Origin of the sequence: Candidatus Merdisoma sp. JLR.KK011, assembly GCF_036941125.1 — a bacterium.
Classification (GTDB): domain Bacteria; phylum Bacillota; class Clostridia; order Lachnospirales; family Lachnospiraceae; genus Laedolimicola.
The window spans coordinates 1,042,324-1,055,644 of sequence record NZ_JAYWSZ010000003.1 but is presented as its reverse complement, the minus strand read 5'-3'; the positions used below and the strand labels follow the sequence as shown (position 1 = coordinate 1,055,644).

The window sequence follows — 13,321 nt, the reverse complement described above, 5'->3', positions numbered from 1 at the left end:
GACTACTCCACTCCCCGTTTTAAATGTCCCCTGGTAAATGGCCCTTCGAAAGCCGGCGGCTCTCCCTTATGGCAGAACACCTCCACATACTGCTCCAAAATCCGTCTGATTTTCCGCTTATCCTCCATTACAAAGCACAAACGCAGGCTTTTTGGTGAAATACGCTCCACTTCCTTTACATTTCCCAGAAGTGAAAGGGGTTCGCAGTTGTATATTACATTATAGCACCACCGGCATTCATTGGCGATGGGAAATTCTTTCTTGTAGCGGTCTGTAAGCTTCCAGAACTCTTCCTGCTTCCGGCAGGCCTTCATGGTTTTGTGGAGGCAGTTGGCCGTCACCATCAAAGGCAGATAACCGTACACCAGCATCTCACTGCCCTCACAGCCCCGGCGGACAAGCTCCTGTGCATTCAGCTCCAGAGGAAGGGTATCCATAAAGATCCCCTCTTCCTTCCAAAACAAGCGTGCCCGTTGATTAAATGTATAGAGATTATGATCCAGGATTACTGGAAGGTTCCAGTCCGCTTCCCTTAAAAATGCAAGCTCTTCCAGATTCTTTACCACAAGTGTGTCCAAGCCGGCATTCTTTAACAGAGAAAGCCTTTCCTTAAAATATCTTTCCTCCGAAACCCGAAAGATTGCCGGAAGGACAAGGCCGAAAGACTTTCCGGCTTTGCGGCAGGCATCTGCATAAGCCTTTAACTGCCCAAAGTCCGTATGGCCGCTGGAAACAGTAATCATGGAAACCTCCGGAATATCCAATACGGTCCAAAGATCCTCCGGCTGTTCCAGCTGTACATGAATGGCGCAGCCCTCAGCTTTTCCCTGCCTGTCCTCTTCCCTTTGCCCTTTTTCCGGCGGAAATACTTCCCTCACGCATTTGCGGCTTCCCCGGGCCCGAAGCTCCTTCTCAAGCTTTTCCAAAGCCTCCCGGCGCATGCCATTCAGCTGGCGGACCGGAAGAAATACTTCTTTTTCTCCTTCAAGCTCCAGCTTTTCAAAACAAAAAGGGCTGTCACCTGTTTTTTGAAGCTGTTTTAAGACAGCCTCCGGATGCATGGGCTGATTTTTGGGTTTCTGGGCCGGTTCTCCTGATACGCTTACGGCAGCCTCCTTATATGTTACCAGAAATTCTGTTGGAAATTCCGTAGAAATACGGAAGCTTCCCTTAATTTTTTCCTTTTTCTCTCTATCCACGTACTGCTGCTTCAGCTCTGCCAAAAGTCCTTCGTATGCCTGTTTTTCCAGAAGCTCCTGCCTGTTTCCGTTTCTCTTGCCCTTGTCCTTGTCCTTCCCCTTTTCCCAGCTTCCCTTAAAATGTCCCGGCCTGGAAAGAGACATCAGCTCCCGGCCGTTTCGCACCTGATAATATCCCTTGGAAAATCCTCCGCGGTTGTAAAGCCGCTTTAGCTCTTCTAAGTCTTTTTGTTCAACCTGATAACTGTCCTTTCCATGTTCCAGGTAAAAATCCAGATATTTTCGATAGATCCGTACAACTCCCGCAGTATATTCCGGACGCTTCATCCGCCCTTCTATTTTTAAAGAACAGACCCCTGCCTCCAGAATCTTTGGAAGCAGCTCAAGGGTACACATATCCTTGGGACTGAGCAGGTAAGCTTCCTCCCGGCGGTTCCGTATCTTCCCCTCTGCCTTCACCTGATAAGGCAGACGGCAGGGCTGGGCACAGCGTCCCCGGTTTCCGCTTCTTCCTCCCAGCATACTGCTGAACAGACACTGACCGGAATAGCAATAGCAGAGGGCTCCATGAATAAAGCTCTCTATCTCAATGTCTGCAGCTGCATGGATCTGACGGATCTCCTCCAGGGAAAGCTCTCTGGCCGTCACGATTCTGGCGGCTCCCTGTTCCTTTAAAAACCGGGCGCCTCCGGCTCCCAGAATAGTCATCTGGGTACTTGCATGTATAGGCAGATCCGGAAAATACTCACGAATATAAGAAAATACTCCAAGGTCCTGGACAATCACTGCATCCAGGCCGCTCTCATAATAAGGCTTTAGATAAGCTCCCAGTTCTTCCAGTTCCTTATCTTTCAGAAGGGTATTGACGGTTAAATACAGATCACAGCCATGAAGATGGGCGTAGCCGATGGCATCGCACAGTTCTTTTTCTCCGAAATTATCTGCATAAGCCCTGGCGCCGAACCTGGCGCCCCCAAGATAAACTGCGTCTGCTCCAGCCCCTACCGCAGCCTTTAAGCTGTCATAGGAACCGGCCGGAGCCAGAAGTTCCGTTTTATGTCTCATTCCATTCTCCATTTCACTGCTGCAAGTATTGCCAAAGGATATCTTATGGCTGTTTCAAATGCTGCAGTATCCTTCTCCCTTAAAAGTAAAAAGGTTGTCTGCAAATAAGACCTTCGGATCTCATAAATCCTCACTGCCGTATTTTGCAGCAACCCCCGATATACACTGCTGTAATTCTTGCTTTTCCTCTTATGTATAGGACCGCTGGCCCAGCTTTCTTAAAAGCTCCCTGTTCTCCCGTTCCAGCCGGTCGATCTCTCCCTCAAAGCTCCGCTTCTGCTCTGCCATGCGCTTCTGGGCCGCCTGGTTCTGCTCTTCCAGTTTCTTGTGTGAATTCTGCCGTTGAGCCTCTGAGGCTTTTTTCTGGTTCTCCAGGCTGCGCTCCAATCCCTCTATGGTGCGTTTCAGTTCCTGACGTTCCCGTTCGGAAGCCTGCTTTTTGGAATCCAGCTTTTCTACGGCCTCCTGTTTCTGGCCTTCCAGCTTTGCCTCCAGCTCCTTTTTCTGGGCAGCCAGGGCTTCTTCCAAGGCTTTCTTTTCCTCATTCAGCTTTGTCTCTGCTTCTTTTTTCTGGGCGGTCAGCCTTTCTTTTAATTCTTTCTTTTCTGTCTCCAGTTTTTCGTTGGCCATCTGGGCTTCGATGAGATCGTGGCGGATGCCGTACATCTCCCGCTCTTTTTTCTCCAATTCTGCTGAAAGCTTATCTGCCTGGCGTTTGGCCTTGAAGAAATCGTCTGCCAGGTTCATGTTCAGCATCATCTGCTTCTGATCCGTATTCTGCTTGCGGTAGCCTTCCATCTGCTGAAACTGTGCCAGCTTTTCGTTGATATAGACGGATACCTGGTGCAGATATTCCGGGGTTTCGTAACCGCTGATCCGAAAGACCTTGCCGGCAATTACAACCTCTACTGTATTCTTCGTAGCCATAACACTCACTTCCTTTTTCCCCAGCTAACTGGCTTATTGTTCTACCCCGCAGTGCGAATTCGGAAAACCATAGGTTTTCCTCATTCACGGGCTTCGCCCTATCAAAATGCAATCTGGAAAATCTGCCTGCTAGCAGGCAATTTTCCACCTTGGCTGCCCTATTGTTCTACCCCGCAGTGCGAATTCGGAAAACCATAGGTTTTCCTCATTCACGGGCTTCGCCCTATCAAAATGCAATCTGGAAAATCTGCCTGCTAGCAGGCAATTTTCCACCTTGCATTTTGGCACTGCTCATTGCTTATGTGTATATTATATCGGATCCGGGTAAAAAAGCAAGTATATCATGGCTGAAAGTTGAGTCCTAGATGGTGGTATCCTAATTCTGTTACTGTTCTTCCTCTGGGGGTCCGGTTTAGGAAGCCGCGTTTGATAAGGTATGGCTCATAGACATCCTCAATGGTTCCTGAATCCTCGCCGATGGCTGCCGCCAGGGTGTCGAGTCCTACAGGGCCTCCCATAAACTTTTCAATCATGGTATTTAAAATAAGACGGTCTGTCTGATCCAGGCCGTAGCGATCCACCTCCAGAAGATCCAAAGCAAAATCCGCAATCTCCTCTGTGATCTTTCCTTCATATTTCACCTGCGCAAAGTCGCGCACCCGCTTCAAAAGCCGGTTGGCAAGCCGGGGGGTTCCTCTGGATCGCCTTGCCAGCTCAAGCGCTCCTCCCGGCTCTATCTCTACCTTAAGCACCTGGGCCGAACGCATCACAATCGTCTGAAGCTCCTCCTCCGTATAGAATTCCAGATGGTGTACCACCCCGAAACGGTCTCTGAGAGGCGCCGTCAGAAGTCCTGCCCGTGTGGTTGCGCCTATAAGCGTGAAATGAGGCAGATCCAGGCGGATAGAACGGGCTGTGGCCCCCTTTCCAATGACAATGTCAATGGCAAAGTCCTCCATAGCCGGGTAAAGCACCTCTTCCACCTGCCGGTTCAGACGGTGGATCTCATCCACAAAAAGCACGTCTCCCTCTGCCAGATTGTTTAAAATCGCCGCCATCTCTCCCGGCTTCTCTATGGCCGGGCCGGAGGTTACTTTCATATTCACCCCCATCTCATTGGCTATGATTCCCGCCAGTGTCGTCTTTCCAAGTCCCGGCGGTCCGTAAAACAGCACATGGTCTAAAGCCTCTTCCCGTTCCTTTGCCGCCTGGATGTAAACCTTAAGATTCCCCTTTGCCTTCTCCTGTCCGATATACTCGTCCAGCGTCTGGGGCCTTAAGCTGTATTCTGTCCGCACATCCTCCTCTATGGCCTCTGTTGTGATAATCCTTCTTCCCATCTGTCTATACCTCGAAATCGCCTGTACTCCTCACTCATTTTGAACTCTGGCTTAAAAAGTCATATGCTTTAATGCAGCTTTCAGAATCTCCTCCACACCCATCTCCTCGGTAAGCTCTGTCTGGCGGACTGCCTTCAGTGCATCCGATGCCGAATATCCCAGAGCGGTCAAAGCCTCCACGGCTTCATTCTTCGCTTCGGACAATCCAAAAGAACCGGCTCCTGTCCGCAGATCTGCTTTGGCAAGCTTTGCCTCAAAGGCGTCTTCCAGCTTCAGCTTGTCCTTCAGCTCCAGAATCAGTTTCTGCGCTGTCTTATGGCCGATACCCGGGGCCTTGGAAATGGCTTTGGCATCGTCTGCCAGCACCGCAAAGCGCAGATCATCCGCAGAAAGGGCCGTCAAAATCCCAAGAGCGCCTTTGGGCCCGATTCCGCTGACACCAATCAGCATACGAAAGAGCTTCTGATCCTCTCTGGTCAAAAAGCCATAAAGCTGCAGCCCGTCCTCTTTTACCTGCAGATAGGTATATAACTGGAGCTCTTCTTTGCAGCCCGGCAGAAGATCCAGATCCTTCCCGGAAATCAGAATCCCGTATCCAATTCCCCCTGTCTCCACTACTGCAAGCCCTTCCTCGGGATCCAGATAAGCAAGGGTTCCCCTGATATATGAAATCATACGCTTTCCCTCCGTTGTCTCCTGCTATCATACCATAGTATTTTCGCAAATTCAACCATACGTTCGATTTTTTGTTTTTTTCAGCCCCCTAAAAAAGGCTTCCCGGTCTACCCGGAAAGCCTTTCTCTGCATTTTGAATCGGGATACCGAACACATATCCGGCCCGGCTTCCGCAGCAATTAATCTACGGAAACGATCTCTTTCTTGTTGTAAGAGCCGCAAGCCTTGCAGACTCTGTGAGGCATCATCAAAGCTCCGCATTTGCTGCACTTTACCAGATTAACTGCACTCATCTTCCAGTTTGCTCTTCTCTTATCTCTTCTTCCTTTGGAAGATTTATTCTTGGGACAAATAGACATCGGTTACACCTCCTCTAATTACTGTTCTTAAATATCTCGGCTATTACGGCCATTCTTGGATCCAGTTCCACTGTATCACAGCTGCATGAGCTGTGGTTGAGATTGGTCCCACACTTTCTGCAGATTCCTTTGCAGTCTTCCCTGCATAAAGTCTTCATGGGCCAGTTCACCAAAATCTCACTGTAGACAAGCTTGTCTACATCCAGGTTGTATCCAATGACAAAATCTGTTTCATCCAAGTCCTCAATCCTGCCTTCAGCCGTCTGCTTCATGTCCACTTCTTTGCTGATTGCAAGCTCCAAAGATATCTCCACTTCCTCCAGGCACCTGTCACAGGGAACTGCCGCGGTAAACGCTGTCTCCGCCTCAATTCTCAGCTTTTCCTCACCCAGATTCGTAATGGTAAGCTCCACAGGCTCCTTCCTGATAAAAGGAAAGCTTCCCAAGTCAGAATCAAAGGAATCCATCTCCAGATCTATTGTCCTGGAAATTGTTTTTTCTTCACAGGATAAAACATCATTTAAATGAATGAGCATAGTACTCTCCTAACACATACTAGAATAGTATAGCCACTACCGAAAGGTTTGTCAAGCTGTTTTCCAGAAAATTCTACTGGAGGCTGTCAAAAAGTTACTGTTCACTCAGAGAGCAGTAACCAAAAAAATTCCTCTTTTCTCTAAATACAGCATTGCACAAATAGTGAATGCAGAATTCACTGCTATTTGTGCAATGCTGTACTTGTCTGTGGATACATATAAAAACTCCTTGCAATTTCCCTTAACAGGTATGCAGGCATTCATTTCATATTATCACTATTTTGTAAGCCGAAGCGTCTCCCTTGCAATTGCAAGCTCCTCGTTGGTGGGCAGGATCATCACCTTTACCTTGGAGTCTGCGGTGGAGATCATCTGGTTCTTTCCGCGGCAGTTGTTGGCCTCGTCGTCAATCTCTACGCCCAGGTATCCTAAATAGCTGCAGATGGCCTTACGGGTCTTCATATCGTTCTCGCCTACGCCTGCCGTGAATGCAATGGCGTCCACGCCGTTCATGGCTGCCGTATAAGCTCCGATATATTTTACTACCCGGTAAACGAATGCCTCCAGAGCTACCTCTGCCAGATGGTTGCCCTCGGATTTTGCCTTCTCGATATCACGGAAGTCGCTGGATACGCCGCCGCTCATGCCAAGGACGCCGGACTTCTTATTGAGGATGTTCAGCATCTCGTTTACATCCTTGCCCTCTTTGTTGCAGATGAACTGGAGAACAGCCGGATCCACATCGCCGCTTCTGGTTCCCATGATAAGGCCTTCCAACGGGGTTAAGCCCATAGAGGTATCCACGCACTTGCCGCCGATGGATGCAGAGATGCTGGCGCCGTTGCCCAAGTGGCATACGATTACCTTGCCCTTCTCGGGATCCAGGCCCGCAAACTTGATGGCCTCGCCGGATACGAACATGTGGCTGGTTCCGTGGAAACCATAGCGGCGGATGCTGTATTTCTCGAAGTACTCATGGGGAATGGCGTAGAGATATGCCTTCTCTTCCATTGCCATACCGAAGGTGGTATCGAATACGGCCACGTTGGGCACACCGGGCATTGCCTCCTCGCAGGCTTCGATTCCCATAAGGTTTGCCGGATTGTGGAGAGGCCCTAAATCAAAGCACTCGCGGATTACGTTCTTTACATCCTCATTTACGACAATGGACTCGGTGAACTTCATACCGCCGTGAAGTACCCTGTGTCCCACTGCGGAGATCTCGCTGGTATCCTTTAATACGCCGTACTCGGGATCTACCAGGGCCTTCATTACCAGAGAAATGGCCTCTGTGTGCTTGGGCATGGGCTGCTCCACTACCATCTCCTTATCGTTTGCCTTATGCGTGAGCTTGGAACCATCAATTCCGATTCTCTCGCAGAGGCCCTTCGCCATTACGCTTTCATTTTCCATATCAATAAGCTGATATTTTAAGGATGAGCTTCCGCAGTTCAATACTAAAATTTTCATGATTATGTATTCTCCCTTATTTTTGTTCTGCTGCTGTTTGCAGTGCGCTCTTACTGCCTGCGGCACTGTCCATTGCTTTCCCAATTATTTTACGATCTCGCCGTATACGGTTCCTGCGCAGCCTGCTGCGTTGGACTCATCGGTGTCAATGTGCATTGCCAGTGCGTACTTGGGGCTTACCCGGACGATTACATCGCCGAATACCAGGCTTCTGCCGTCGGTGTCAACCTTTACGGATACAACGTCTTTGTCTTTTACGCCAAGCTTCTCGGCATCTTCAGGAGTTGCATGGATGTGGCGCTTTGCTGCGATTACGCCTTCCTTAAGCTCTACTTCTCCTGCCGGCCCTACCAGCTTGCAGGCGCCGCTTCCGGCTACGTCTCCGGACTCACGGATGGGAGCTGTTACGCCGATGGAGCGGGCGTCTGTGAGGGAAAGCTCAATCTGTGTCTCGGGTCTTACAGGGCCTAAGATAGAGGCAGACATTTCTTTTTTCGGTCCTACGATGGTTACTTTTTCGTTGCAGGCGAACTGGCCTGGCTGGGAGAGATCTTTTTTCTTGGTCAGCTCATAGCCTTTGCCGAATAGGGTTTCCAGATCCTCCTGTGTTACGTGCACGTGGCGTGCGGATGTTTCAACTACGAAATTCATAATCCATTCTCCTTTTCTATGGTGGTATGTCGCAGTAATGAAAGGGCGGCCGGATCTTTTCCAGCGGATAAGGCGCCGAGTTCATTACCCATATCGCAATGTGCGATTCTAGATTCTATTTTATGCGTTTTGTGGGTTTTTTTCAAGTCTTGTTCTTTAAATATTTGTACTTTTCGTGGTACAAAGTGGTGAGGAGAGGAGGGACAGGAATGCGCCAGAGGAGGGCGGCAGGATTTTCCATATCGGTGTTCGGACGGTTCGCGTACACCCTGTCTGCTCTGGACGGACATTACCTTGAAATGTTTTGGGAATTTTTTGGTTTTTTGGTAATGTTCGTCCAGAGCAGACAGGATATGCGCGAACAGCCGGACACTTGATATTGGAAAATCCTGCCGCCCTCCTCTGGCACATTCCCTGACTTTGGAAAGGGCGGGGATTTATTTATTATTGGATCTCGGATACGAGGATGCAGTTGGGTGTTTCGATTGGGATGGGCCTGCCTTTCATGGTGAAGTATTTTTTCTCGTAGTTAATGTCGAATATGGTGATGCTGTTGCTTTCGTGGTTTAAGGATATGATGCGGCGGTTGTCGGGGAAGAAGTCGCCGGCTTTGGGGTAGTCTCCGCTGATGGGGAGGATGCAGATCTTCTCCAGAAGGCCTGTTTCTTTGTCTACGTGGAAGATTCCGGCGGTGTTGTCGCCGGCGTTGGTGCACAGTACCTTGGTGCCGTCCTTGGAGAAGCGCAGGGCGCTGGCGGCGCTGGTGGCGGAATGGTATTCATTCAGGGTGGGGACAGTCTGGATCAGCTCGAAGGAGGGATTTTTTCCGCTTCCGTCGTATTTGTATACAGTGATGTAGTTTTTCAGTTCGCTGATTACATAGGCGAATTTTCCGTCGCGGCTGAATTTGATGATCCGGGGGGCGGAATTTAATTCGCACATTAAGAGATCTACCAGGGTGATTTTTCCGGTCCGGTAATCAAACTTGTAGATTTTGATCTGGTCGGTTCCCAGGTCTACGGCGCAGAGATATTTGCCGTCGGGGGTGAGGTTGACGCAGTTTACGTGGGGGCGGAAGTTCCGCTCGGCTACGCTGCCTAAGCCTTTGTGGAAGATTCCGGCGGTGATTTCTCCCACGCTTCCGTCTTCATTCAGGCGTAATACGGTGACCTTTCCGTCGTGCCAGCCGCCTACAAACAGATAGTTGTCGTCCTGATCAGTGGAAAGATAGCAGCCCCGCATGCCTTCCACACTGGCGCAGTTCAAAGGCTCCAGATCCCCGTCCGGCTGTATGTTAAAGGAGCGCACTCCCTCATCGGAAATGGAATACAGGTGCTTTCCGTCGTGGGACAGCTTGATATAGGAAGGGTTGTTGATGGGGATTACCTTCCTTTCTGTCATGGTTCCTTCCTCTACATCCATATCGAACAGATGGATTCCCTCGCTGCTTCCGTGGGTGTAGGTTCCTACATAGGCTACGTATTTTTTCTTGTCCATCTTTTTCTCCTCCATACTATGCTTTATTTCATAAAATATCTGCGGACTGCCGTCAGCGTCTCGTCAATCTCTTCCTCTGTAACTGCCGAAGATACAAACATCGCTTCAAACTGTGAGGGAGCCAGGTAAATGCCTTCTTTTAACATATGGGAAAAATACCGTGCAAAGGCTTCTGTGTCTGAGGTCTTTGCAGAAGCATAATCACGTACCGGCTGTTCTGTAAAGAACAGGCAGCCAAGGGAGCCTATGTGGTTCAGCTGCCAGGGCTTCTCTGCTTCCTTTAAAATTTCCTCCATTCCTGTAAATAAGCGGCCGGATTTTTTGTGAAGCTCCTCATAAAAGCCCGGAGTGTCTCTAAGAAGCCGGATCTGGGCCAGCCCGGCAGCCATGGCCACAGGATTGCCGCTTAAGGTTCCGGCCTGGTAGACCGGTCCGGCAGGGGCTACCATCTCCATAATTTCCTTTCGGCCGCCGTAGGCGCCTACCGGCATTCCGCCGCCGATGATTTTGCCGAAGGTAGTAAGATCCGGTTCTATGCCGTAATAACCCTGGGCGCCGGAGAGCCCCAGGCGGAAGCCGGTTATCACCTCGTCAAAAATCAAAAGGCTTCCGTGCTCCGTACAGATACGGCGCAGTCCCTCAAGGAATCCTTTTTCCGGAAGAACGACGCCCATATTTGCCCCTGCCGGTTCCACGATGACTGCCGCTATCTCTTTTCCATAAGCTTCAAAGAGCTTCTCCACGCTCTCCAAATCATTGTACACGGCGGTCAGCGTATCCTCGGTACAGCCGGAGGGTACGCCGGCGCTGTCGGGTACGCCGGCCGTCATCACGCCGGAGCCTGCTTTGACCAGCATGGCATCTGAATGTCCGTGATAGCAGCCGGCGAATTTTACCAGCTTGTTTCTGCCTGTATAGCCTCTGGAGGCGCGGACTGCGCTCATAACTGCCTCGGTTCCGGAATTGACCATGCGCACCATCTCAATCGAAGGCACGATGCTGCAGATAAGCTCGGCCATCTCTACCTCTGCCTCGGTGGCTGCGCCGAAGCTTAAGCCTTTTTTACATGCCTGTTCCACGGCCTCCAGAACGGCCGGATGGCCGTGGCCCAGAATCATCGGCCCCCAGGAGCCTACATAGTCCAGGTAGGTTCTTCCGTCCGCATCGGTGAGATGGGATCCCTTTGCGGAAGCGATGAACCGGGGCGTCTCGCCTACAGAGCCGAAAGCCCGGACCGGGGAATTGACGCCGCCGGGTATGTGTTTTATTCCACGTTCAAACAGCATTTCTGATTTTGTCATTATCCGATTCTCCCCTCATCTATAAATCCTGCAATCTCCGGTGCATAATAGGTCAGATACAGATCCACTCCTGCCCGGTATGCGCTTACGGCTGTCTCGCAGATGATCGCAGCCTCGTCTACATAGCCTAAAGAGGCGGCGGCCTTTATCATGGCATATTCTCCGCTGACGCTGTAGGCTGCTGTGGGAAGCCGAATCTCCTCTTTTACCCTGGCAACAATATCCAGATAGCTCATGGCTGGTTTTACCATAATGATATCTGCGCCTTCCTCCACATCCAGAAGCGCTTCCTTCATAGCTTCACGGCTGTTGTGGTAATCCATCTGATAGGACTTGCGGTCACCGAAGGCCGGGGCGCTTCCTGCCGCATCCCGGAAGGGGCCGTAAAAAGCGGAGGCATATTTTACGGCATAGGACATAATCGGGGTTTCCAGGTATCCTTCTGCATCCAACAAGGAACGGATGGCTCCCACGCGTCCATCCATCATATCGGAGGGGGCCACCATATCTGCGCCGGCCTGTACCTGGGAAAGAGCGATTCTTGCCAGATAGTCCAGAGTCTTGTCATTGTCTACGTACCCGCCCCTTAGAATTCCGCAGTGGCCGTGGGAGGTATACTCACACATACACACGTCGCCGATGCAGTAGAGATCCGGGAACTGCTTTTTTGCTTCCCGGAAGGCTTTTTGTACAATGCCGTCCTCTGCGTATGCGCCGCTGCCGTCCGCATCCTTATGATCTGGGATTCCGAAAAACATAACGCTGCCTATGCCTGCTTCCTGAAGCTTCTCCAAGGCATAGGGCATCTGGTCGATGCTATAGCGGTACTGGCCCGGCATAGTGGGAATCTCTTCCCTAAGCCCGGTTCCCTCTTTGATAAACATAGGGTAAATCAAAGAGCTTTTGTCCATGCGCGTCTCACGAACCATTTTCCGCAGAACGGCGCTTGTGCGCAGGCGGCGCGGCCTTTTATTCATTTCCATATTTTAAAAACCTCTTTTCTTCTTGTAATTCTTTGAGCCTTCCATACTCTTTTCACAAAACGGGATGTGCCAAAAGGCCCTTCCTTAATCTGTTAAGAGTATATCACAATCTCCGGTGCAGGCGCAATCCTACTTTCAAAGTTACCGGCTGCAAATTTTATGTTCATTGCTGTTCACTCCCAATGTCATTTAGTTAACGCTTTGCAATATTATGGTTAGATTCTTAATGGAAGGTGTGTAACCATATTTTTTCTAATCCAAGGAGATACACACAATGTTCCGTCAAAAATTTTTACCCTCAGCGGACAAGGGCACACACGATCCCTTTATCCACTGAGGGTATCTTTGATGTTGGAATTGCATATAAAAACAATTGTTCAGCACTTACACATAAGTTTATGGATTTCTCTAAATCCTATGCATCCATTCGTTCCTGAGATATCCGCCTAAAAGGGGCTGCCGGACGCCTTTCTGATAGACAGCCCCTTTTCCTCTCTTTTAATACTTTATCATTTTGATGCTACTCTTCCACAGTCTCCGCAGGATAAATCTTCCCTTCCTTCATCACAAAAGCGCAATCCAGCAATGCCTTTTTATCTGTCATCAGATCCCGTCTCCAGGCAGAGACATCCGCAAGTTTTCCGACCTCCAATGTGCCTATCTGATCTTCCAGCTGAAGAATCTCAGAGTTCGTCTTAGAAGCCGCCTTAAGAGCCGCAAATGGAGACATCCCGCTGCTCATCCAGGCTTCATACTCATATCCGCTTTCATAATTCTGATGATTTGCCACAAGGTCCGTTCCATAGCCTAAGCGAATCTTGCTGTGGCAGATAACCTCCCGGCCGGCCTTAAGCATATCCTTATAATATTCCAGCTTCCGCCTGAATTCCGGCTGCTTTTCTTTCATTTTCTCCCCGTCATAGTGAACGGCCTCCTCATAGGGACAGAAAGTGGGGACCAGATAAATTCCGGCCTCCTCTATCATAGCCGCCGTTTCCTCATTCATAAGGCTTCCGTGTTCCATGCCGTCGATTCCCATGCGAATCAGCTTCTGCATCAGCTCATTGGTATAAACATGCGCTGTTACCGTCTTGCCAAGCTCCTTGGCCGTTGTCATAATGGCCTTGAGCTCTTCATCATTGAGCTGCTGCTGAATAGGATTATCATAAGGCGTAAAAAATCCTCCGGTAGCCATGATCTTTATAAAATCCGATCCGTACTTTACCTGCTCCCGGACCGCATTTACAAAGAAATCCTTTCCGCTGCCAATAGTTGGGGTCAGCTTCTGAAGCAGGCCGGACACTGCCGGATTCCTGGC

Annotated in this window: 13 protein-coding genes; 1 reads left to right on the top strand and 12 read right to left on the bottom strand. The window is 50.0% G+C overall.

Translation table 11 applies throughout. The features are described from left to right. Positions 1-2: 2 nt before the first annotated feature. The 8 genes from VV089_RS05945 to VV089_RS05910 form a co-directional block, all read right to left on the bottom strand. Positions 3-2,264: a U32 family peptidase gene (locus VV089_RS05945; RefSeq protein WP_334335272.1), complete on the bottom strand. Its 2,262-nt coding sequence runs from the start codon at positions 2,262-2,264 to the stop codon at positions 3-5. A gap of 189 nt (positions 2,265-2,453) precedes the next feature. Then, positions 2,454-3,191, bottom strand: coding sequence for a cell division protein ZapA (zapA, locus tag VV089_RS05940; RefSeq protein ID WP_172542356.1), 738 nt, complete (start codon positions 3,189-3,191; stop codon positions 2,454-2,456). A 341-nt stretch (positions 3,192-3,532) separates the two neighbouring features. Then, positions 3,533-4,531 carry a Holliday junction branch migration DNA helicase RuvB gene (ruvB, locus tag VV089_RS05935; RefSeq protein WP_172542354.1) on the bottom strand — a complete coding sequence of 333 codons (999 nt, stop codon included), beginning with the start codon at positions 4,529-4,531 and terminating at the stop codon, positions 3,533-3,535. Positions 4,532-4,582: 51 nt separating this feature from the next. Continuing rightward, positions 4,583-5,206, bottom strand: a complete 624-nt coding sequence (gene ruvA, locus VV089_RS05930; protein ID WP_172542352.1) for a Holliday junction branch migration protein RuvA — start codon at positions 5,204-5,206, stop codon at positions 4,583-4,585. A gap of 179 nt (positions 5,207-5,385) precedes the next feature. After that, the gene (gene rpmF, locus VV089_RS05925) at positions 5,386-5,565 is read right to left on the bottom strand and encodes a 50S ribosomal protein L32 (protein WP_172542350.1); all 180 of its coding nucleotides are present in this window, start codon (positions 5,563-5,565) and stop codon (positions 5,386-5,388) included. A gap of 14 nt (positions 5,566-5,579) precedes the next feature. After that, complete coding sequence (locus VV089_RS05920; protein WP_334335271.1) at positions 5,580-6,101, bottom strand: YceD family protein; 522 nt, start codon at positions 6,099-6,101, stop codon at positions 5,580-5,582. Between the two features lie 276 nt (positions 6,102-6,377). Beyond that, entirely contained in the window at positions 6,378-7,571 is a 1,194-nt protein-coding gene (locus VV089_RS05915) for an acetate/propionate family kinase (protein WP_172542346.1), read from the bottom strand. Between the two features lie 84 nt (positions 7,572-7,655). Beyond that, positions 7,656-8,222 (bottom strand): PduL/EutD family phosphate acyltransferase, encoded by a 567-nt coding sequence (locus VV089_RS05910; RefSeq protein WP_172542344.1) that lies wholly within the window; start codon positions 8,220-8,222, stop codon positions 7,656-7,658. 209 nt (positions 8,223-8,431) lie between these two features. On the opposite strand from VV089_RS05910, the gene VV089_RS05905 reads away from it, so the two are divergent. Continuing rightward, positions 8,432-8,599: a hypothetical protein gene (locus VV089_RS05905; protein ID WP_334335270.1), complete on the top strand. Its 168-nt coding sequence runs from the start codon at positions 8,432-8,434 to the stop codon at positions 8,597-8,599. A gap of 67 nt (positions 8,600-8,666) precedes the next feature. Here the strand turns inward: VV089_RS05905 and VV089_RS05900 are convergent, their stop codons facing one another. The 4 genes from VV089_RS05900 to VV089_RS05885 form a co-directional block, all read right to left on the bottom strand. Further along, a complete protein-coding gene (locus VV089_RS05900; RefSeq protein ID WP_172542342.1) occupies positions 8,667-9,719 on the bottom strand; it encodes a lactonase family protein in 1,053 nt (350 codons plus the stop codon). A 23-nt stretch (positions 9,720-9,742) separates the two neighbouring features. After that, positions 9,743-11,020, bottom strand: a complete 1,278-nt coding sequence (gene hemL / locus VV089_RS05895) for a glutamate-1-semialdehyde 2,1-aminomutase (protein WP_334335269.1) — start codon at positions 11,018-11,020, stop codon at positions 9,743-9,745. Then, positions 11,020-12,003, bottom strand: coding sequence for a porphobilinogen synthase (gene hemB / locus VV089_RS05890; RefSeq protein ID WP_172542338.1), 984 nt, complete (start codon positions 12,001-12,003; stop codon positions 11,020-11,022). Before hemB ends, hemL begins: the two co-directional genes overlap by 1 nt. A 520-nt stretch (positions 12,004-12,523) precedes the next feature. Further along, positions 12,524-13,306 (bottom strand): amidohydrolase family protein, encoded by a 783-nt coding sequence (locus VV089_RS05885; RefSeq protein WP_334335268.1) that lies wholly within the window; start codon positions 13,304-13,306, stop codon positions 12,524-12,526. Positions 13,307-13,321: the final 15 nt, after the last annotated feature.